The following is a 22,111-nucleotide window of genomic DNA, read 5'->3' as shown; positions in this document are numbered from 1 at the left end:
TCATGCATCGACTCCTTCGAATTGCATTCCCAATTCTTGGACTTCTGCAACAAATGCTTCAGCGCGTGCTACGTAATCACTAAACTGATCAAAGCTAGCGCAAGCTGGCGAGAGTAAAACGATATCGCCGGACTGGGCTTGCTTGGCAGCTTCTGCTACTGCATTTTTGAGAGTCTCACTCATGACGTAGGGCACCGAATCAGCCAAAGCCTCCGCAATAATTGGTGCATCTTTACCAATCAGGAAGACTCCTTTTACAAAACGTAGCGCAGGATCACGCAAAGGGCTAAAGTCCTGGCCTTTGCCTTCACCACCAGCAATCAACCAGATCCGCTTGCCAGATTCATTCGCGCTCAAACCATTTAACGCGGCTACTGTTGCGCCTACATTCGTACCTTTACTGTCATCCACATACTCAACATTCGACACAATTGAAACACTTTGAACACGATGAGGCTCGCCATGATAGTCGCGTAAACCATGCAAGAGCATATTCATTGGTAAACCAGCTGCTCGTGCCAAGGCTAATGCGGCCAATGCATTCAACGCATTGTGGCGGCCACGGATACGTAAAGCATCAGCAGGTATTAAACGCTTCAGTCTTAATGGCTCTTCTTCTTCTGCAATAACTTTTCGGCGACGCTTAGGTTGGGGCTCAAGCTCTTCATCTACCTCAGCCCAGACTAGCCAATCAATGCCACCGGCACGCAGATCATGCTCAATACCAAAATCACCCTGCTCATCAGGACGACCTGCTCCAAAAGTAATGACTGATTTATTAGCTTTTTGCTCTTCAGTTAGTAAATTCATTACTAATGAATCATCACGATTCAGAATGCTGACAGTGTCTTGCCCAAAGATATTCGCTTTTGCATCAACATAGGCTTGCATATCACCATGCCAATCCAGGTGATCTTGCGTAATATTTAATACGGTTGCTGCAGTTGCATTGAAGGTACTGGTGTAAACCAGTTGGAAGCTGGAAAGTTCAAGCACCCAAATCTCAGGCATATCAGCGACTTGATCGGATTCATCCAAGCAAGACATCAATTTATCTAAAGCTGCAGGGCTGATATTGCCAGCAACAGCAACTCGCTTACCAGCGCGTTCGCACAACTGTCCAGTCAGTGCAGTTGTAGTTGTCTTTCCATTGGTTCCGGTGATTGCCAATAAGGCCGGCTTATATTCTGACTCTAAGACTTGGGCCATGCGATCTAATGCAGCAATCGCTCTGGCAAAGAATTCCAACTCTCCCCAGATATCAATAGTGGCTTCTTGTGCTTTCACCAAGAATGAGGCTACTGGCTCTTGAAGTGGCGATAAACCAGGGCTAATTCCGATGACATCAATATTTTTTAAATTCAGGTCATCAAGCGGACCAAAGTGGGCTTCTTTGAGCCCCGCAAATTCAAGATCAGCTAACCAGGCTTTTTGATGCTCATTTAACTGTTCACGATCACGCGTATCGGCCAGACTAACTTTTGCAGCGTTCCGCAAACACCACTTAGCCATGGCATAACCAGACTCTCCCAATCCCAAGATTAAGAAATTCTGAGGCGCTTGATAACCCTCATCTTTGATGAGAGCTGGATTAGCGAAGGCTTGATCTAAGTTATGCATATTCCTTGGCTTACCGTAATTTCAGGCTGGAGAGGCCAATGAGAACTAATAAAATGGTGATGATCCAGAAGCGAACCACTACCTGAGTTTCGCGCCAACCTCCCAATTCAAAATGGTGATGTAGTGGTGCCATCCTAAAAATGCGACGACCCTCACCAAATCGCTTCTTGGTAAATTTGAACCAAAAGACTTGCAGCATCACTGATAGTGTTTCCGCCACAAAGATCCCACCCATAACGAAGAGCACGATTTCTTGACGAACAATCACGGCTATAGTTCCGAGTGCACCGCCTAATGCAAGTGCGCCAACATCGCCCATGAACACTTGAGCGGGATGGGTGTTGTACCAGAGGAATGCGAGCCCCGCACCACCCATGGCCCCACAGAAAATCATGAGCTCACCTGCGCCAGGAATGTATGGGAACAATAAATACTTTGCGTAAATTGCATTACCCATCACATAAGCAAAAGCACCTAGAGCAGCACCCACCAATATTACTGGCATGATCACTAGACCATCTAGTCCATCTGTAAGATTTACGGCGTTACTACTACCAACAATCACTAAGTAACTCAAAATAATGAAACCCATTACGCCTAATGGGTAACTCACTTCTTTCATAAACGGAATCAGTAAGTTTGATTTAGCTGGAAGATCCAATGCGAAGCCGCTCTTAAGCCAATCAAAGAACAACTGCAAGACTTTGAGGTTATTTACTTCAGATACAGAGAAGGCTAAATAAATAGCGGCAAATAATCCAATCAAAGTCTGCCAAAAGAATTTTTCTCTTGAAGCCATTCCTTTAGGATCTTTGCGCGCGACTTTGCGGTAATCATCAACCCAGCCGACCAAGCCAAATCCAAAAGTCACAATCATCACAATCCAGATAAAGCGATTGCTCAAATCAGCCCACAACATGCAGGAGATAAAAATACCCAAAAGAATCAATACACCGCCCATTGTTGGGGTGCCTGATTTCACTAAATGGGTTTGTGGACCATCCGTACGGACTGCTTGACCCATCTTCAATGCAGTCAACTTGCGAATAACCCATGGACCAGCCGCCAAGCCAATTAGCAAAGCAGTCACTGTTGCCATCACCGCTCTAAAAGTGATGTAGTTAAAGACTCGGAAGAATCCAAAATCGTCCTGTAACCATTGCGCCAATATCAAGAGCATGTTTTAGCCTCCTCTAATAAGGCCTGCACTACACGCTCCATACGCATAAAACGAGATCCCTTAACCAAAATATCTAAGTGCAACTGCTTGCTTGACTCTTGATCTGCTAGCGCCACATTAAGCCCCTCAAGTAAATGATCCAATGTGGTGTAGTGCGCAGCACTACTAGCATGCTGAGTCTTCGATAAATCATTAAAGCCCTGCACTGCAAATTTGCACTGCTCTCCAAGAGCAAATAATTTAGTAATCCCCTGCTCAGCAGCATAGGCACCAACTTCCTCATGGAACGCGGGGCCTTGATCGCCTACTTCGCCCATATCTCCCAATATCAACCAGGAGACATTCCCAGACTGTTTCAGCGCATCAATAGCTGCTCTGACAGAATCAGGGTTAGCGTTGTAACTATCGTCAATCAAGGTACGGCCTGCATCCAAAAGCTTTGATTGCATGCGTCCATTTACTGGATGAAAGGATTCCAGACCCATTTTGATTTGCTCCAAACTTAATCCAGCGCCCAGAGCAACTGCACTAGCCGCTAAGGCATTGCGCACATTGTGGCTTCCCAAGGTATTGGGTTGAACCTCAACTTTGCCAAGTTCAGTTGAAATCTCAATTTTTCCGCTAGCTAATAACTTTCCAGTCACAGAGGCTTTGACTAATGCCGAGTCCGCAGATAAAGCAAAATCAATTACCTTGCGTCCAGCAGCAGCTTGCCGCCAAACACTAGAAAATTCAGAATCTGCTGGGAAGACTGCAACACCATCCACAGGGAGTGCCGCCAAAGCTGATGCATGTTCTTGCGCAACAGCTTCTACTGTCGCCATAAATTCTTGATGCTCACGCTGCGCATTGTTAATTAACGCAATATTGGCCTGAGCAATGACGGCTAACTCTGCGGTTTCGCCAGGATGATTCATTCCCAACTCAATCACTGCCAAGCGATCCGTTGAGCGCATGCGTAACAAGGTTAAAGGCAGACCAATATCGTTATTGAAGTTACCTTTAGTAACTAGAGTGCCCTCTTCACCCACAGCTGTCCTGAAGATTGATGCAATCATCTCTTTTACTGTGGTCTTACCATTAGATCCAGTTACCAAAGCTACTGGAATAGAAAACTGTGCACGCCATGCTTTTGCTAGCTCACCTAAGCCTTGTTTAACATCCTGAACACAAACTGCAGGCAAGTTCTCTGGACAGGCTTGTGTATTACTAATGAGCGCAGCGCTAGCGCCCGCTGCAGCCACATCACCCAAAAAATGATGCGCATCAAAACGTTCGCCCGACAAGGCAATAAATAATTCACCAGACTGGATCTGACGACTATCACTGCCAACATGAGAAATAGAAATTCCTTCGGCAGACTTTGCATCAGTATGAATCAACTGACTACCTGGCAACATGGCATGTACTTGGGCGAGGCTAGTCATAGACATACTCATATGCCACCTCCTGCTGCCAAACGAATATGCTCTTGATCAGAAAAATCAAATTTCTTGCCATTGATTTCTTGAGTAGACTCATGCCCTTTGCCAGCAACCAAAACAATATCTTTGGTATCAGCATGTCTTACTGCAGCCATAATTGCAGCAGCCCTGTCAGACAGCACTTGAACATTTGCCAAGTCGCCAGACATACCAGACTGGATCATGGTAATAATGGATTCTGGATCTTCAGAGCGCGGGTTATCACTTGTAATCACAATGTAATCGGCAAAATCTTGAGCAACCCTACCCATTTGTGAGCGCTTACCTGAATCTCGATCGCCGCCACAACCAAAGACACACCACACTTTTCCGTCACGTTGATCTGCAATAGGGTGCAAGGCATTCAATGCTTTAGTGAGAGCATCTGGTGTATGCGCATAATCCACAACTACCAATGGACCTTCGGTTCTTTGCGTTTTATTCACAGGAATCAATTCCATACGGCCTGGAACGGGACTTAATTTGCACATACGCTTGGAGGCTTCATGTGGATTCAAGCCCTGCGCCAATAGAACTGTCCAAACAGCAAGACAATTGCTCAGATTGAATTCACCCAATACTGCAAGTTGGACAGCACATGGTCCAGATGCATCACAGCTAAATTCAGATTCATAGCCTGTAGCCGTAAATACAGTGTTTTCTGTAGAGGCACGCTTCAGACGATCGCCAAATTTTTCAAACCCAGAAAATGCATCAATACTTAATGCGTAGCCCCATACTCGAGGACCGTCGACAGCGAGGAGCTTCATTGCTAATTCGCGACCAAAGGGATCATCAAAATTAATAATGGCATTTTCAAGCCGAGGCAATTGGAATAGTTTTGCTTTTGCCTCAGCGTATTCACCCATCGTGCCGTGATAATCCAGATGATCTTGGGTCAAATTAGTAAATACCGCGGTACGCACATCCAAACCAGTAACGCGATCTTGATCGAGTGCATGAGAGGAGATCTCTATCGCCACTTGCTGAGCACCTAAATCAAACAATTCTTTCAATTGAGTTTGTAGGCGAGGCGCATCGGGTGTGGTGTAACCAGTCTGAACCAATGCTCCTGGAAATCCAGTGCCTAAGGTGCCTAATACCGCTGTTCGATGATTTGACTCATCCAAGGCCTGTGCTAACCACTGAGTGATGCTGGTTTTGCCATTGGTACCGGTAACACCTATAACATTCAGCTGTTTACTTGGGTAGTCATACCACTCTGCACAAAGCTCTCCAGCCAAACTTGATAAATTCTCAACAGCAAAACATTCTGGGCGATCTAAGTATTCATTAGCTACACCATCTGCAGGATCAAATACAACTGCCGCAGCACCATTCGCTAGGGCGGCAGCAATGTAATCACGACCATCACGCAGGGCATTTCCATGACCAACAGGGTACGCAAAGAAGATATCGCCAGATTGAATTTGACGGCTATCCGCAGATACCTTGGCATCTACAGATGTGAGATCGCGTAAGTGCGAGATCAAGAGATGCGGTTCGATATTCACCATTGCCATCATCTCTTTAAAACCGCGGCATTTGTTTTAACCGCAGCACTCTGAATATCTACACTGTTTTTATCTTCCAACATTGCCTGATTCACATTGCTATCGGGGGCAACATTCAGTGTGCGCAAGGTTTCACTCACAATAGTAGAAAACACTGGTGCAGCTACATCACCGCCATAGTGACTCCCGCCAGTTGGTTCATCGATCATTACCGCCACCACAATACGTGGCGCACTAATTGGCGCTAGACCTGCAAAGTACGCACGGTATTTATTGCCATAGCCCTTACCCACTAATTTATGGGCTGTACCTGTTTTTCCGCCAACACGATAACCTTCAGCCTGTGCTTTGATTGCAGTGCCGCCAGGCTCTGTTACCGACTCCATCATGCTTCGCATTTCCATGGCAGTCTTAGCGGAAATAACATGTGTACCTGGCTTAAATTCTGGGCTGCGCTCAATCGTGAGTGGCACTAATTCTCCATCGCGGGCAAAGATGGTGTAAGCACGAGCAACTTGAAAAAGTGAGCCTGAGATGCCATAACCAAAAGCAATCCGCGCCTGATCTGTTGGCATCCACTTTTTATAGGGATGAACTGTGCCAGCTACAGCGCCAGGAAATCCAATCTTCGGCGCCTGACCTAAACCAACAGAGGTGTAGAAATTCCACATCTCTTCTGCAGTTAAATTGTTCATCGCAATTTTGGCTGTACCAATGTTGCTTGATTTTTGAATAATTTGAGAAACAGTTAAATTACCGTAGGGATGTGTATCTGTGATGGGTTTAGGCCCCACTAAATATTTAGCACCAATCACCATATTGGTATTGGGAGCAATGACACCTTTTTCCAAGGCAATTGCTACAGTTAATGGCTTCATTGTCGAGCCGGGTTCAAAGGTGTCAGTTAAAACGCGATTACGCAACTGCTCACCCGTTAACTTCTTGCGATCGTTAGGGTTATAGCTTGGGTAATTTGCTAAAGCCAAGATCTCACCAGTCTGAGTGTCCAATACCACTGCGCCACCTGCGCTAGCGCGGTGTTGCTCGACCGCACTCTTAACTGCGTTATAGGCTAAAAACTGAATCTTGCTATCAATAGAAAGTTGCAGATCCTTGCCATTTTGTGGCAACTGCAAAATGGCCACATCTTCGACCACGCGACCCAGGCGATCTACAACCACTCGACGCGCGCCTGGATGTCCAGCCAAGTCTTTTTCTCGAGAGAGCTCCATACCCTCTTGACCACGATCTTCCACATTTGTAAAACCAACAACGTGCGCCATCGCTTCACCCTCTGGATAAAAGCGACGGTATTCATTATTTAAGCCAATGCCGGGAATTTCTAATTGTTTAATCTGTTGCGCCACCACGGGATCTACTTGGCGCTTCAAGAAAACCTGCTTACGATCTTCTTTTAACTTTTTACGCAGTTCTGATTCGCTGATCTGCAATAGTCTTGCTAACTTTTGCACCTTATCAACCGCCAAATCATCTGGTACGGTGTCGTTATAGGCAATCACAGACTTTGCCTCCAAGCTCGTAGCAATCACTTGGCCATTACGATCCAATATCTTTCCGCGAGAAGCTGGCAACTCTAACTCGCGCTGCGTACCACGAACACCTTTTGCCTCATAGAAGGCATTGCCCGGACCCTGAATCCAAAAAGCTCGCACTAATAACAGCATGAATACGAAGAACAACATAAATAGCATGAGGCGTGACCGCCACATTGGCAGACGCAATACTAGATTTGGAGTAGTAGAAAAACCTACCGTCCTCATCTAGCCTCCTTCAGGTACAAAGTACGCTCTGGAGATATAGGCACCATCCGCAACTGATTGCGAGCAACATCGCGAATCCGCGCAGACTTAGATAAATTGCGCTGCTCATACTCTAAGCGTAACCAGTCTTGATTTAATTTACGCTCTTCAATTTGCGCGCGATCTAAAGAGATAAATAATTTACGTGCACGCTGCTGTGCTGCCACCAAAGATAGTGCGCAAACTAATAGCAATACCAATAAGGTCAACGTGGCGCGATTCAAGTTGGCACTCCCGCACGTTTTTCAGCAACGCGCATGATGGCGGAACGAGCACGTGGATTCTCTCGAATCTCCTGATCACTTGGCTTAACCCGTCCAATAATTTCTAAGGCACTTTGCGGTAGATCTCTATCGCGTACTGGCAAACCCCGTGGGATTTCAACCTTCGCGTGCGACTGCATGAATTGCTTCACGATGCGATCTTCAAGCGAATGAAAACTGATTACCGCTAAGCGTGCACCTGGCTTTAATAAATTGAGCGCAGCCTTCAATCCGAGCTCCAAATCTTCCAACTCACGATTAATGAATATTCGGAGAGCTTGGAAAGTTCTCGTGGCAGGATCTTGCCCCACTTCTCTTGTGCGTACCACGCTGGCTACCAAGCCTGCTAGCTGCAAGGTTGTTTTTGGAGACAAGCCCTCTTCTCGCTTTGCCACAATGGCTTTAGCGATCTGAAATGCAAAACGTTCCTCACCATAAGTCTTAATCACGCGCGTGATGTCCTCTTGTGATGCTTGCTCCAACCATTCTGCCGCCGTTAAACCGTGATCCGTGTTCATGCGCATATCCAGCGGGCCATCCTTGCGAAAGGAAAATCCCCGATGCGCTTCGTCCACTTGTGGAGAGCTGATCCCAAGGTCTAACAAAATTCCATCGACTGATTCTGGCTCCGCGTACTGGTCCATCTGCGCAAAACTGTCGTGCACGATTCGTAAACGGGGATCGTTGATTTTTTCCGCTACTGCGATCGCATCTAAATCCTTGTCGAAAGAAATCATTTGCGCGCTTGGAGGCAATTGCAAGAGCAGTGCTTGCGTATGGCCACCGCGCCCAAAGGTTCCATCGATCAAGAGTGGATTTTTTGATGCCTCGGAAGATGTGATGCGTGGACCACTGATCAGCGCCGTCACCGCCTCGGCCAGTAATACTGGGCGATGAGTTATGTTCATGGCACCCTGTCATCAAAAATTAAATTGCTTCAGGGCTTCAGGCATACCTTGTGCAATGGCAGCCTGTTCTTTTGCAGCGTAAGTAGCGGCGTCCCACAACTCCAGATGACTACCCATTCCGAGCAGCATCACTTCTTTTTCAATGCCGGCAGCTGAGCGCAACTCTGGGCTCACCAAAATTCTTCCAGCGCTATCCAAATCAATTTCCGCAGCATTACCGAGGAAAATACGTCGCCACCAATGGGCATCCATTGGCAGTTGCGCAACACGCGAGCGGAAGGTTTCCCACTCAGGGCGCGGGAACAGCAGCAAGCATCCGTCGGGGTGTTTTGTGAGCGTAATTCGGCCCTCGCCTTGAACTAACAAGGCGTCACGATGCTTTGCCGGCACAGACATGCGGCCTTTTGCATCTAAATTGAGAGCTGACGCACCTTGAAACACCATTTACCCCACTTTTTCACACTTCCTCCCACTTTAGAGGATCGCAATAAGAGGGTCAAGTGTTTTTGGGTAATTTTTTAGGAAATTTCCTAGTGATTACAAACACTTAGCGTCATGTGTTAATAAAATGGTGCCTATAAAAATGCTACTTGAAACAATGGCTTGGAAAATATACTTAAGAATAGGTCTTAGCTATTTATCCTAATAATAGATAAATATACTGTATTAATAAACAGTATTCTGAATCAAATTAAACAAAATTATTAACTTAGAACTAGATTTTGTAAGCAGTGCTTGTCATGACTTTGGACATCGCCTGCATTAACTTCTGAATCGGCTCCGGCAAGGCCGCACCTCCAGCAGAAATGGCAGCTTGTCCATGCTCGATTTCATCGATGCGCATTTGATCAACAATAGCTCGAGAACGCTCATCTTCTATAGGCAATTTTTGAAGATGGCTTTCGAGGTGATTCTCTACTTGTTTTTCTGTTTCAGCAACAAATCCTAAACTCCACTTATCGCCCGCTAAGCCAGCAGCCAGGCCGATTGCAAAGGATCCTGCATACCAAATTGGATTGAGATAACTCGTGTGCGAACCTAACTCCTGAAGACGTGTTTCGCACCAAGCTAAATGATCCATTTCCTCTTGGCCAGAATGATCCAACATCTGCCGAATTTCAGGATTACGGGCCACTAATTTTTGGGACTGATAGAGAGCTTGGGCACAAACCTCACCCACGTGATTGACACGCATTAATCCAGCAGCATGCTCTCGCTCTTTGACATCTAGCAATGCAGTAGATTGAATATCCGAACCTGGGGTTGGGCGATGGGCATGAGCTCCCCCAACTACCGAGCGCAAGGCTGTATCAAACTCAATAATGAAGCGATCAATTAGCGCCATAGGCTTGAAAAACTAGACCAAAACCTCTGCTTTGCAGCTTTGCTTAGTCTTCAAACCCAACTCAGCCAAAAGCTCACGGTCCTGTTCTGCCTCGGGATTACCGGTAGTGAGTAGTTGCTCACCATAGAAAATAGAATTCGCTCCAGCCTGGAAGCACATGGCCTGAACTGCCCTGCCGAGCTCCTGCCGACCAGCCGATAAACGCACCCGTGCACGCGGCATCGTGATGCGAGCAACAGCAATAGTTCTGACGAATTCCAGTGGATCTAAGGGCTTCTGATCTGCCAAAGGAGTGCCCGCAACAGGAACCAGGTGGTTAATTGGAACTGACTCTGGATATGGGCTTAAATTGGCCAAGCGGGCCAAGAAAGCTGCACGCTGTTCACGGGATTCACCCATGCCCACAATGCCGCCGCAACAAACTGACATACCGGCTGCACGTACATTAGAAATCGTATCTAAACGGTCTTGATATCCCCGAGTAGAGATGACTGAGCGATAGAAGTCTTCGCTGGTATCCAAATTGTGGTTATAGAAGTCCAAGCCTGCTTCCTGAAGGGCTTGAGCCTGATTAGCCTCTAGCATCCCTAGGGTGGCGCAGGTTTCAAGGCCTAAAGCTTTCACTCCCTTAATCATGGCGGTGACTTTTTCAATATCGCGGTCTTTAGGCTCCCGCCAAGCGGCTCCCATACAAAAACGGTTTGATCCTGCTGCTTTAGCAGCCTTAGCCGCCTCAAGCACCTCGTCCAAATCCATCAACTTATTGGCCTTCACGTCAGTGTCGTAACGGGCTGCCTGAGGGCAATAGCCACAATCTTCAGGGCAGCCGCCAGTCTTAATGGACAAGAGCGTAGCTAATTCCACATCGCCATCAGGGAAGTTGGCGCGATGGGTCTCCTGCGCTTTAAACATCAATTCACTAAATGGGAGGGCAAATAGAGCCTCAATTTGAGCAACCGACCAAGCGCCCGATGCATCGACCTCTTTATGCAAATCCTTTTGAGATTTGACTTGGGTGAGGGGTTTTTCAGTAGTTTGGGTGGCCTGCATGGTCGAATTCCAGAAAATAGATCAATTCAAGGCATAAACATAACAGATACAGGCCTAAATTAGGAAAAACTAGTGGTCAAATACCAAACATGAAGCTTATTTCTGATCCAAATCAAACCTCTCTGGTTGATCGCAGCCTAGATGCTGTTTGGCATCCCTGCACTCAGATGAAGCATCACGAGTCATTGCCATTAATTGCCATTACCAAGGGTAAGGGTGCTTGGCTCTTTGATGACAAGGGAAATGCGCTGCTGGATTGCATTAGCTCTTGGTGGACCAATCTGTTTGGCCACTCCAATCCACGCATCAATCAAGCCATTACTGAGCAACTTGAAAAAATTGAGCATGTCATGCTCGCCGGATTTACTCACCCACCTGTAGTAGCGCTTTCCGAGAAACTGTCTGCTTTAACTCAAGGTCATTTGGGTCACGTTTTTTTTGCATCCGATGGCGCTTCTGCAGTAGAGATTGCTTTGAAGATGAGTCATCACTTTTGGCGTCTGAACAATCAAGCGCAAAAGAAAAAATTTGTCTGTTTAGAAAATGGCTACCACGGAGAAACTTTAGGTGCATTAGCAGTCACCGATGTTGCAATCTTTCGTGAAGCCTATGGCTCACTTTTACAAGATGTTTTTACCGTCCCTTCACCTGATGCGCGCAAAGTAAAGCTTGGTGAAAGTGCTGATGATGTTGCTAGACAAGCTGCAAAAAAATTAGAGGCGCTACTAGAAACAGAACATCACCATATTGCCGCCATCATTGTGGAACCACTCGTTCAATGCGCAGGACAAATGGCGATGTACTCACCAGAATATTTACGCTTAGTGCGATCACTCTGCGATCGCTATAGCATTCATCTCATCGCAGATGAGATCGCAGTAGGCTGCGGTCGATCAGGAAAGTTTTTTGCTTGTGAACATGCGGGAATTTGGCCGGACTTCTTGACGCTGTCTAAAGGCATTAGTGGCGGCTACCTTCCGCTGTCGCTCTCCATGACGACTGACAAAATTTATCGCGCCTTTTATGGCGATCAAATGCAACAAGGCTTCTTACACTCGCATTCCTATACAGGCAATCCATTAGCATGCGCTGCAGCGCTTGCGTGTTTAGAAATTTTTGAAACCGAATCTGTTCTTGAAAAAAATCTTGAACGCAGCAAAGATCTTGCTAATGCATTTGCTTGGGCAAAAGCAGATCCTCGCATCGAACATTGGCGCCAGCAGGGCATGATCCTAGCCTTTGATATCAAACTCGCAGCACTAAAAAATTCAGCTACGTTTTCACGAGACATGTTTTCAGCAAGCATGGCAGAAGGCATTCTCATTAGACCGATTGGCAATACGATTTATGTGATGCCACCGTACATTCTCTCTTCAGAGGAAGCAATACAAATGGGCGCCTCTGTAGAGCGCGCTCTTAATCAGGTGCTGGTATGAGTGCACACTTTAAAGCTCGCGATATGGCGGAGCAACAGATTGCCGACTTAGACGCGCAACTACTGAGACGCAAGCTGCGAACTACCGAATCACCTTGCGACACCAAGGCACGCGTTGGTGAGCGAGAGCTAAAAATGTTTTGTAGTAATGACTACCTAGGTCTAGCAAACCATCCCAAATTAGTTGCCGCGCTTACGGAAGGCGCAAGACTGTATGGGGTTGGGAGCGGCGCATCGCACCTCATTAGCGGTCATAGCATTGCACATGATTTGCTTGAAAAAAAATTAGCTGCCTGCGAGGAAAAGCATATTCCCAATGCAAGGGCACTGTTCTTTAGCACTGGCTATCTTGCCAATATCAACGCCATTACTGGACTTGCTAGACTTGCCGAGCAGGGTCAAGCCAGTATTTACTCAGCCAAACTCAATCACGCCTCCTTGATTGATGGCGTCCGCCTGGCAAGCGCACAAACTAAGGCCAAGGTGACTTTGTTTGATCACCAAAAACTCGATTCGCTCGAGGAATCGCTAAAGCAAGATACCCATTCCCTTAAGTTGATTGTGGTCGATGGCGTATTCAGCATGGATGGGGATATCGCGCCCGTAGAAAAACTACTGCACATTGCCGAACAATATGATGCTTTGTTAATGGTGGATGACGCCCATGGATTTGGCGTGCTTGGCGATCAGGGTCATGGTATTTTGGAGCAAGCGGGCGTGCATTCAGAGCGAATCATTTATGTCGGCACACTTGGTAAGGCAGCTGGCGTTAGCGGCGCATTTATTTGCGCAGCTGCACCGTTTATTGAGTGGCTTATCCAAAAGGGACGCCCCTACATTTATAGCACCGCTACACCACCGGCGATTGCGCATACTCTACTCAGCAGCCTTGCGTTAATCGAAGGTGATGAAGGCATTGCTCGCCGAAAAAAACTCAATGAGCTAATTCAGATTTGGCGCGATGAAATGACTTTCCATATCTGGGAAAAAACCCCTTCGTCCACTCCAATTCAACCAGTCATATTGGGAAGTAATGCAAATGCATTGGCAGCAGCTAGTCTCCTGGATGAGGCGGGTTATTGGATTCCAGCAATTCGTCCACCTACTGTTCCCGTTGGCAGCTCTAGACTACGCATAACCTTCTCGGCTAACCACGGTGTCGATGATTTGCGTGAACTCATTAAGACATTACAAGTCATCGAACAAAAAGTTGGAAATAATTCATGACATTAAATGCACCTGCTGGATTTTTTGTCACAGGCACTGATACTGAAGTCGGAAAAACTTTAATCAGCGGCGCTCTCATTCTTAAATTGAGAGAGATGGGTGCAAGCACAATCGGTTTTAAACCCGTAGTGGCTGGCACCTATACCAACTCTAGCGGCCAAAAATTCAATGAAGACCTAGAGACATTAAGAATTGCCTCAGGATTAAATTCTCAGGAGCAGAATCTTTGCCCGTATATTTTGGATGAAGCAGCTGCACCGCACCTTGTTGCCCAGAAAAAGAAGGTTCGTTTAGATGCCACCCTGATCCTGGATGCATTCAATACATTAACTTCCGCATTTGATTCGGTAGTAGTTGAAGGTGCGGGTGGATTTTTAGTTCCCTTGAACAACGAAGAAGATTTAGGGGATGTAGCGCAGGCGATGGACTTACCAGTCATCCTTGTAGTCGGCATGCGTTTGGGCTGCATTAATCACGCCTTACTCTCCTGTGAAGCAATTCAGTCACGACAGTTAACTATTGCTGGCTGGGTAGCGAACACGCTTTCGGAGGAAATGCCTCTTTTAGACGAAAATATTCAATCCTTAAAAGAGAGGATATTTGCGCCTTTTCTAGGCGTCATTCCCACGCTTCCTCAGCAGCTTCACAAATCTGATAATGCCCCCTACTCCATAGAGGCCTTACGATTTGCTGCAGGGCATATAAAACTGCCTGAGTAAATTCAGATAAGATGAAGTTATGCGATTACTTCCAGAAATCATCGACTCCGCATCAGCCATTCAAGAGATTCGCCGCAATATTCATGCGCACCCAGAATTACGTTTTGAAGAAAACCGCACTTCTGATCTTGTAGCTGAAGCTCTCTCGAGCTGGGGCATTACGGTCTATCGCGGCCTTGGAAAAACTGGGGTTGTTGGCAGGCTTGATGGCGACTTAGGTCCAGGCAAGATGATTGGTTTGCGTGCCGATATGGATGCACTGCCACTGCAAGAACACAATACTTTTGAACACACTTCAAAGAATCCGGGAAAGATGCATGCCTGTGGCCATGATGGTCACACTGCCATGCTCTTAGGGGCGGCTCAATACCTGTCTAATCATCGCGAGTTCAAAGGCTCAGTCATTTTTATTTTTCAGCCCGCAGAAGAAGGTGGTGCTGGTGCGCAAGAAATGATTAACGACGGGCTGTTCACGCAGTTTCCTTGTGATGTCGTCTTTGGTTTGCACAACTGGCCCGGGCTTGCCGAAGGTCATTTTGGCGTCACTTCTGGCCCGATGATGGCTTCCAGCAATACTTTTGAAATCACTATCAGAGGCAAAGGTGGACATGCCGCCTTGCCGCACAACAGTGCTGATCCCGTTCTTGCGGGCGCTCAAGTTGTCCAAGCTCTACAAAGTATCATTACCCGCAACAAACGTCCAGTCGATGCAGCCGTGTTGTCAGTCACGCAGTTTCATGCGGGCGAGACAAGCAACGTTATTCCGGATAGCGCATTTATCGGCGGGACTGTTCGCACATTCACAATAGAAGTTTTGGATTTGATTGAGCAACGTTTACGAGAAATATCTCACAACGTCTCCAGTGCATTTGACTGTCAAGCGGAAGTCAGTTTTGCTCGCAACTATCCCCCGCTAATTAATCATGATAAGGAAGTAGGCTTCGCAAGCGAGGTCATGAGTGAATTAGTTGGAGCGCAAAACGTCAACACGTCAATTGACCCAACGATGGGTGCCGAAGACTTTGCATTCATGCTGCTGGAGAAACCTGGTTGCTATGTGTTCCTAGGCAATGGTGATGGCGATCACCGCGCAGTAGGTCATGGCATGGGTCCATGCCATCTTCACAATCCTTCTTATGACTTCAATGACGCACTGATTCCAGTGGGCGTCAGCTACTGGGTCAAACTAGCCCAACGCTACTTGGAAAAATAATTCAGTCTGAGCAGTAATTTTTTACGAGTTTGTAAATTTAGCAGGGCGCTTTTCCATAAAAGCTGCCATACCTTCTTTTTGATCATTGGTCGCAAAGCAAGTATGGAACAAACGACGCTCAAAATGAATGCCTTCTGAGAGCGTTGTTTCATAAGCAGCATTAATTGCTTCTTTCACCATCATTGCGGTCAGTAATGGCATGTCTGCAATTGTCTTAGCAATCGCTTTCACTTCTTTTAGCAAATCCGCCTGAGGGAAAATGCGGGCAACCAGCCCTGAACGCTCCGCCTCAGCTGCATCCATCATGCGACCTGTTAAAGCCAAATCCATTGCCTTTGCTTTTGAAACTGCGCGCGGTAAACGCTGAGTACCACCAGCTCCAGGAATAATTCCCAACTTCACCTCTGGTTGCGCAAACTTAGCATTGTCAGCTGCCATGATGGTGTCGCACATCATTGCCAGCTCACATCCACCACCAAGGGCGTATCCAGACACTGCCGCAATCACTGGCTTACGTACTTTTTTCATCTCCTCCCAATTGCGAGAGATAAAGTCACCGCGATAAACATCTGCAAATCCATACTTCGCCATCGTTGCAATATCTGCGCCAGCAGCAAATGCTTTTTCACTACCGGTAACTATGATGCAGCCAATGTTGTCATCAGCATCAAAGCCAAGGAGGGCTGCGCCCAATTCATCCATTAATTCATCATTAAGGGCATTTAATACTTGTGGGCGGTTGAGAGTAATGACAGCAACCTTGCCATCTACTTCAGTCAATATGGTGTTGTAAGTCATCAATCTCTTTCAAAAATAGATTTGTTCAGCGCGGCAACAATAACCACATCTTGCCATCTTGTTTCATGCGTCCAGCCAATTCACCTGCAGAATCCCCTGATCCCCAATAGTAATCCGCTCGCACCCCGCCCACAATGGCTTTGCCCGTATCTTGAGCCATCACCAATTTTTGCAAGGTTTGGCTACTCAAGGGCTTGGTCGTACTCAAAAAAACTGGAGCGCCCAAGGGCATGGCCTTGAGATCGATGGCAATGCTACGCTCGGCAGTCAAAGGTACTCCCAAAGCACCATTGGGGCCAAGATCTGCGCTGACATTCCCAGGGAGCTCTTTGAAGAACACAAAGCGAGGATTGGCATTTAGCATTTCCTCCACACGTCCTGGATTACGCTTAGCCCAAGCAGAAATACCTTGCATCGTTGCCTCGCTCCGCGTGATTTCCTTACGGTCTAGCAACCATTGTGCAAAAGACCTAAAGGGCTGATCATTAGTACCGGCATAGCCGAGTCGCAATACGCGCCCATCTTCTAAACGAATTTTTCCTGAGCCTTGGATTTGCATAAAGGCAGCAGCCACAGGATCTTGCACCCAGGCAATCTCGGAACCGCGCAGCACTCCAGAACTCATTAACTCTGCGCGTGGCGGCGCAGGATTTGGCTTAGAGGCTTTCCATGCGCTTGGTAGGCCATACAAAGGAACAGAGTAAGTAGCGGTTCGGGTCTGGGAGCCATTCATCACAGGCTCGTAATAACCCGTGATGAGGCCGGACTCTTTCCCAGTAGCGATATTGCTCACTTCGTAGACTTGAAAATTGCCTTCAAAATATTGGCGAATTGCACGTCCATCACGAGCTGAAACATTACCGGCCTGCGCACATGCCTGGCGCCAATTAATATCACCATTGCGTTTGCGCAGGGCATCACAACTCTTGAGCCAAGCTGGCCAAGCCTGGGTTAAATCGTCCTCTTGCCAACCAGGCAAGTCTTGCCATGAGACCGATCGAAAGCTGGCGATTGGGGAGGTGTAGGAAGATGGGGCACTACCGCTAGACCGGTAACCAGATCCACGAGTAGAGGGCGTAGAGCAAGCGGCCAGTAAGCTGGCAATACTGATTACGAATACACTGCAGACAAGAATCCGCGAAGGATTCTCACGACTTATTAATTTGGATATAGAAATCATGATTGCCAATTTACTCGATGAATACCCCATGATCTTGTTTGCCGTTGAGGGAGGAGTCGCCTTAGCCCTCCTGCTCTTTATTGTCCTTTGGACCGGTAAGGGTAAAAAATAGCGCTTTGAGGACCTAGTGCAGGGTCCTTGGCATTACCAAGGCAAATTCAGGGATTGGGGCTTGGAAAAACTGAGCCTCTTCAGTCACGCAGAAGTACTCACCACGCATAGTCCCTGCTGGTGTCGGCAAAGTAGCCCAGCTGGTGTACTCAAACTGCTCACCCGCTCGAAGAAGCGGTTGTTGGCCTACAACCCCCAAGCCACGGACTTCCTGGACATCATTGTCCCCATCAGTGATGAACCAATGGCGAGCAATAAGCTGAATACTTGCCGTACCGGTATTTCTGATTGTGACGGTATAAGCAAACGCAAATTGGCGGTTATCGGGGTCGGACTGGTCGGACAAATACTGAGTTTTGACCGTAATGCTGATTTCATGAGGATTCATGCTCGAATTCTGCTCCATCCTAAGCCCAACTGCAAGCTAGAATCTAGGGATGGATAGCCAGAAATCACCCTCAAATAGCCAGTTTGTCATCGCCCCCTCCATTTTGTCGGCTGACTTTGCCTGCCTAGGCAAAGAAGTTCAAGATGTTCTCTTGGCGGGCGCAGATTGGATTCACTTTGATGTGATGGACAACCATTACGTTCCGAACCTGACTATTGGGCCTTTAGTTTGCGAGGCGATACGCCCGCATGCAACAAAAAATGGCAAGCCAGCGATGATTGATGTGCATTTAATGGTTGAGCCGGTAGACCGCCTCATTCCAGATTTTGCAAAAGCTGGTGCAAACCTAATTAGCTTTCATCCAGAGGCAAGCCCCCATGTGAACCGCACAATTAATTTGATTCGCGATCAAGGCTGTCAAGCTGGCTTAGTTTTAAATCCAGCCACTCCACTTGATCACCTCGATCACACGCTTGAATTACTCGATCTGGTTTTATTGATGTCAGTGAATCCAGGTTTTGGTGGTCAGTCATTCATTCCAAGCACTCTCAATAAAATTGCGCAGGTACGTGCGCGCTTAGATCGCCATCAACAAGAAACGGGTCGCCATATTCGACTTGAGGTAGACGGTGGAATTAAAGTCGACAATATTGCAGAAGTAGCCAAAGCTGGTGCAGATACATTTGTTGCAGGCTCCGCAATCTTTGGCAAAGAAAATTATGCCGATGTGATTAAAGCGATGCGCGCAGAACTAGCGACGTCAGGAAAAGCGTAATGCAGTACGAAGAATTTCTTGCCCTAGCAAAACAGGGTTTCAATCGCATTCCTTTGGTGAAAGAAGTTTTAGCCGACTTAGAGACGCCTCTCTCGCTGTACGTCAAACTCACACAGGCTTTTGGACAAAAAAATACTTATTTACTTGAGTCTGTTCTAGGTGGCGAGCGCTTTGGTCGCTTCTCTTTTATTGGTCTGCCTGCTAAAACTGTTTTAAGAACAGTTGGCACTCCAGATGCGCCACTGACTGAAGTCCTCTTCAATGACAAAGTGATTGAAACCAATCATGACAACCCATTGGATTTTGTAGATGCCTATTTCAAACGCTTAACAGTAGCCGTTCAACCTGGTCTCCCTCGCTTCTGTGGCGGGCTTGCTGGCTACTTTGGTTATGACACGGTTCGCTACATCGAATCGCGTTTAGCGAAACATCATCTACCAGATGAATTAGGTGTGCCTGATATTCAGTTGATACTCACCGAAGAATTGGCAGTAGTTGATAACGTTGCGGGTCGCATTTTTTTAATTGTCTATGCAGACCCAAGCGTTGCCGATAGTTTTGAGAAGGGCCAAGCTCGATTAAAAGAATTACTTGCTTGCCTCAGCAAACCAGTAAGCATGCCAGCGTCATTACCAAGCACCAAAACAGAGTTGGTACGCAAGTTCAAAGCGGCTGATTTTGAAAATGCCGTTCTCAAAACTAAAGAATATATTTTGGCTGGTGATTGCATGCAGGTGGTGATCGGTCAACGTATCAGTAAACCATTCACAGATTCACCCCTCGCCCTATACCGTGCGTTGCGGTCTTTGAATCCATCGCCTTATATGTACTTCTATGACTTTGGTGACCTGCAAGTAGTAGGCTCATCTCCAGAGATCTTGGTTCGCCAAGAGCAACGAGAAAGCCAAAAGATTGTGACGATTCGTCCACTAGCTGGCACACGTCCACGTGGCGCAACACCTGAAGAAGATGAGCGTCTTGCCACCGAATTGCTTGCTGATCCAAAAGAAATTGCTGAGCACGTCATGTTGATTGACTTAGCACGCAATGATGTAGGTCGTATCGCAAAGACAGGCACCGTCAAGGTGACTGATTCAATGTCGATCGAAAAGTATTCTCATGTACAGCACATTGTGAGTTCTGTTGAGGGCGAATTGCTAGACAATATGAGCAATATGGATGTTCTACGCGCAACCTTCCCAGCCGGCACTTTATCGGGTGCTCCAAAAATTCGGGCGATGGAAATTATTGATGAGATGGAAATTGTGAAACGTGGCGTCTATGGTGGTGCGGTAGGCTACCTCTCCTTCTCCGGGGATATGGATGTAGCGATCGCCATTCGCACTGGTGTGATTCGTGATGGAGTACTGCATTCACAAGCTGGCGCTGGCGTAGTTGCAGACTCTGACCCCACCGCCGAGTGGAAAGAAACCGAAGCCAAAGCCCGAGCAGTATTAATGGCGGCTGATTTAGTACAAGGAGGACTCGATGCTCCTCATGATTGATAACTACGATTCATTTACCTATAACCTCGTTCAGTATTTTGCAGAGCTTGGTGAAGAGGTCAAAGTTTTCCGTAATGATGAAATTTCGGTTGAAGAGATTGCCAAAATCAATCCTGCGCGTATTTGCATTTCACCTGGGCCATGCAGTCCAGCTGAAGCAGGCATTTCTGTAGCCACGATTCAGCGCTATGCTGGACAGATTCCGATTCTTGGGGTCTGCCTTGGACATCAGGCGATTGGTGAAGCATTCGGCGGCAAGATTATTCGCGCTCAAAAAGTGATGCACGGTAAGACGGATGATATTCACCATACTGGTGTTGGTGTTTTCAAAGATTTACCAAACCCATTCAAGGTGACGCGTTATCACTCCCTCGCGATTGAGAAGAGTTCATTGCCAGCAGCTCTTGAAGTCACAGCCACTTCTTCCGATGGCGAAATTATGGGCGTACGCCACAAGGAACTTGCAGTGGAAGGCGTCCAATTTCATCCAGAATCCATTCTTTCTGAGCATGGTCATGCACTATTGAAGAATTTCTTGCAAGCAAAATAACTCAAAAGCATTAACTCAATCCTTATGCCTATTACGCCTCAGCAAGCACTACAACGTTGTATTGAACATCGTGAACTTTTTCATGACGAGATGGCAGCAATGATGCGTCTCATCATGAGTGGTGAGATGCCGCCAACTTTAGTAGCTGGTCTACTAGTTGCTCTGCGCACTAAAAAAGAGACCGTTGGTGAGATTGCTGCAGCAGCTCAAGTGATGCGTGAGTTTGCGACACCAGTACACGTCGAAGATAGAAAAAATTTAGTCGATGTAGTGGGCACTGGCGGTGATGGCGCTCATACTTTCAATATTTCTACTGCTGCCATGTTTGTGGCAGCAGCAGCTGGCGCCAAAATTGCTAAACATGGCAATCGTAGCGTCAGCAGCAAATCAGGTAGCGCAGATATTCTGGAGTCGCTAGGCGTGAAGCTATCACTTTCACCAGAACAAGTCGCACAATGCATTTCAGAAGTTGGGGCTGGCTTTATGTTTGCCCCGAATCATCACCCTGCAATGAAAAATGTTGTCCCGATTCGCAAAGATTTGGGTGTGCGTACGATTTTTAATATCCTGGGCCCCCTTACCAACCCAGCTGATGCCAAGCGTATTTTGATGGGCGTGTTTCATGCGGACTTGGTAGGCATTCAGGCGCGTGTATTGCAGGCTATGGGCATGGATCATGCATTGGTAGTTTATGGCCGCGACGGTTTAGATGAGATTTCTCTTGAAGGCTCTACTCTCGTAGGCGAATTAAAAGATGGTCAAGTCCGTGAATATGAGATTCATCCAAAAGATTTCGGCCTAAGTACAGCTCCAACCAATAGTTTTAAGGTGGCTGATGCTGAAGAATCTAAAGCCATTGTTTTAGATGTCCTCAATAAAACACCTGGCCCAGCGAGCGACATTGTTTGCCTCAACGCTGGAGCAGTGCTGTATGTAGCAGATGTGGCACCAAACATTGCTAGCGGTATTCAGATGGCTCAAGCAGCCATTGCTTCTGGTGCTGCCCGTCAAAAGCTGGATCAATTTGTAGCAGCAACCCAAAACTAA

Annotated in this window: 21 protein-coding genes; 8 read left to right on the top strand and 13 right to left on the bottom strand. The window is 47.0% G+C overall.

The window, feature by feature from the left end; genetic code table 11:
- The 10 genes from murD to bioB all read right to left on the bottom strand — a co-directional run bounded on the left by murD (position 1) and on the right by bioB (position 11,163).
- On the bottom strand, positions 1-1,620 hold the full coding sequence (gene murD / locus FD971_RS00875) for a UDP-N-acetylmuramoyl-L-alanine--D-glutamate ligase (RefSeq protein ID WP_215334239.1): 1,620 nt from the start codon (positions 1,618-1,620) through the stop codon (positions 1-3).
- A gap of 10 nt (positions 1,621-1,630) precedes the next feature.
- Positions 1,631-2,800: a phospho-N-acetylmuramoyl-pentapeptide-transferase gene (mraY, locus tag FD971_RS00870; protein WP_215334238.1), complete on the bottom strand. Its 1,170-nt coding sequence runs from the start codon at positions 2,798-2,800 to the stop codon at positions 1,631-1,633.
- Positions 2,791-4,233 carry a UDP-N-acetylmuramoyl-tripeptide--D-alanyl-D-alanine ligase gene (murF, locus tag FD971_RS00865; protein ID WP_215335072.1) on the bottom strand — a complete coding sequence of 481 codons (1,443 nt, stop codon included), beginning with the start codon at positions 4,231-4,233 and terminating at the stop codon, positions 2,791-2,793. The genes mraY and murF overlap by 10 nt, the downstream gene beginning before the upstream one ends.
- Positions 4,234-4,235: 2 nt before the next feature.
- Positions 4,236-5,789: a UDP-N-acetylmuramoyl-L-alanyl-D-glutamate--2,6-diaminopimelate ligase gene (locus FD971_RS00860; protein WP_215334237.1), complete on the bottom strand. Its 1,554-nt coding sequence runs from the start codon at positions 5,787-5,789 to the stop codon at positions 4,236-4,238.
- A complete protein-coding gene (locus tag FD971_RS00855) occupies positions 5,786-7,558 on the bottom strand; it encodes a penicillin-binding protein 2 (RefSeq protein ID WP_215334236.1) in 1,773 nt (590 codons plus the stop codon). The genes FD971_RS00860 and FD971_RS00855 overlap by 4 nt, the downstream gene beginning before the upstream one ends.
- Positions 7,555-7,821, bottom strand: coding sequence for a cell division protein FtsL (gene ftsL, locus FD971_RS00850; RefSeq protein ID WP_215334235.1), 267 nt, complete (start codon positions 7,819-7,821; stop codon positions 7,555-7,557). The genes FD971_RS00855 and ftsL overlap by 4 nt, the downstream gene beginning before the upstream one ends.
- Complete coding sequence (rsmH, locus tag FD971_RS00845) at positions 7,818-8,768, bottom strand: 16S rRNA (cytosine(1402)-N(4))-methyltransferase RsmH (RefSeq protein WP_215334234.1); 951 nt, start codon at positions 8,766-8,768, stop codon at positions 7,818-7,820. Before rsmH ends, ftsL begins: the two co-directional genes overlap by 4 nt.
- Before the next feature lie 12 nt (positions 8,769-8,780).
- Positions 8,781-9,209 (bottom strand): division/cell wall cluster transcriptional repressor MraZ, encoded by a 429-nt coding sequence (mraZ, locus tag FD971_RS00840; protein WP_215310265.1) that lies wholly within the window; start codon positions 9,207-9,209, stop codon positions 8,781-8,783.
- 274 nt (positions 9,210-9,483) lie between these two features.
- The gene (coq7, locus tag FD971_RS00835; protein ID WP_215334233.1) at positions 9,484-10,113 is read right to left on the bottom strand and encodes a 2-polyprenyl-3-methyl-6-methoxy-1,4-benzoquinone monooxygenase; all 630 of its coding nucleotides are present in this window, start codon (positions 10,111-10,113) and stop codon (positions 9,484-9,486) included.
- A 12-nt stretch (positions 10,114-10,125) separates the two neighbouring features.
- Positions 10,126-11,163: a biotin synthase BioB gene (gene bioB, locus FD971_RS00830; protein ID WP_215334232.1), complete on the bottom strand. Its 1,038-nt coding sequence runs from the start codon at positions 11,161-11,163 to the stop codon at positions 10,126-10,128.
- A gap of 89 nt (positions 11,164-11,252) precedes the next feature.
- Between bioB and bioA the strand changes: the two genes are divergently transcribed.
- The 4 genes from bioA to FD971_RS00810 are packed head-to-tail and all read left to right on the top strand — an operon-like array spanning position 11,253 to position 15,757.
- The gene (gene bioA, locus FD971_RS00825; protein ID WP_215334231.1) at positions 11,253-12,599 is read left to right on the top strand and encodes an adenosylmethionine--8-amino-7-oxononanoate transaminase; all 1,347 of its coding nucleotides are present in this window, start codon (positions 11,253-11,255) and stop codon (positions 12,597-12,599) included.
- The gene (locus FD971_RS00820; RefSeq protein WP_215334230.1) at positions 12,596-13,825 is read left to right on the top strand and encodes an 8-amino-7-oxononanoate synthase; all 1,230 of its coding nucleotides are present in this window, start codon (positions 12,596-12,598) and stop codon (positions 13,823-13,825) included. The genes bioA and FD971_RS00820 overlap by 4 nt, the downstream gene beginning before the upstream one ends.
- Positions 13,822-14,544 carry a dethiobiotin synthase gene (gene bioD / locus FD971_RS00815; protein WP_215334229.1) on the top strand — a complete coding sequence of 241 codons (723 nt, stop codon included), beginning with the start codon at positions 13,822-13,824 and terminating at the stop codon, positions 14,542-14,544. Before FD971_RS00820 ends, bioD begins: the two co-directional genes overlap by 4 nt.
- 19 nt (positions 14,545-14,563) lie before the next feature.
- Positions 14,564-15,757 (top strand): M20 aminoacylase family protein, encoded by a 1,194-nt coding sequence (locus FD971_RS00810; RefSeq protein ID WP_215334228.1) that lies wholly within the window; start codon positions 14,564-14,566, stop codon positions 15,755-15,757.
- Between the two features lie 21 nt (positions 15,758-15,778).
- On the opposite strand, the gene FD971_RS00805 is transcribed toward FD971_RS00810, so the two are convergent.
- From FD971_RS00805 to apaG, 3 genes are all read right to left on the bottom strand, one after another.
- Positions 15,779-16,555 carry an enoyl-CoA hydratase gene (locus FD971_RS00805; protein WP_215334227.1) on the bottom strand — a complete coding sequence of 259 codons (777 nt, stop codon included), beginning with the start codon at positions 16,553-16,555 and terminating at the stop codon, positions 15,779-15,781.
- 25 nt (positions 16,556-16,580) lie between these two features.
- Entirely contained in the window at positions 16,581-17,735 is a 1,155-nt protein-coding gene (locus tag FD971_RS00800) for a murein transglycosylase A (RefSeq protein WP_251368640.1), read from the bottom strand.
- A gap of 124 nt (positions 17,736-17,859) precedes the next feature.
- Positions 17,860-18,234: a Co2+/Mg2+ efflux protein ApaG gene (apaG, locus tag FD971_RS00795; RefSeq protein ID WP_215334225.1), complete on the bottom strand. Its 375-nt coding sequence runs from the start codon at positions 18,232-18,234 to the stop codon at positions 17,860-17,862.
- A 49-nt stretch (positions 18,235-18,283) separates the two neighbouring features.
- Between apaG and rpe the strand changes: the two genes are divergently transcribed.
- From rpe to trpD, 4 genes are read left to right on the top strand one after another with little or no spacing between them, the layout of a single operon-like run.
- Positions 18,284-19,009, top strand: coding sequence for a ribulose-phosphate 3-epimerase (rpe, locus tag FD971_RS00790; RefSeq protein WP_215334224.1), 726 nt, complete (start codon positions 18,284-18,286; stop codon positions 19,007-19,009).
- Positions 19,009-20,514: an anthranilate synthase component I gene (trpE, locus tag FD971_RS00785; protein WP_215334223.1), complete on the top strand. Its 1,506-nt coding sequence runs from the start codon at positions 19,009-19,011 to the stop codon at positions 20,512-20,514. The genes rpe and trpE overlap by 1 nt, the downstream gene beginning before the upstream one ends.
- Positions 20,498-21,064, top strand: a complete 567-nt coding sequence (locus tag FD971_RS00780) for an aminodeoxychorismate/anthranilate synthase component II (RefSeq protein ID WP_215334222.1) — start codon at positions 20,498-20,500, stop codon at positions 21,062-21,064. Before trpE ends, FD971_RS00780 begins: the two co-directional genes overlap by 17 nt.
- Before the next feature lie 24 nt (positions 21,065-21,088).
- Positions 21,089-22,111, top strand: a complete 1,023-nt coding sequence (trpD, locus tag FD971_RS00775; RefSeq protein WP_215334221.1) for an anthranilate phosphoribosyltransferase — start codon at positions 21,089-21,091, stop codon at positions 22,109-22,111.

This window comes from Polynucleobacter sp. AP-Ainpum-60-G11 (assembly GCF_018688375.1).
Lineage (GTDB): Bacteria > Pseudomonadota > Gammaproteobacteria > Burkholderiales > Burkholderiaceae > Polynucleobacter.
This window is presented reverse-complemented; position numbering and strand designations above follow the sequence as displayed.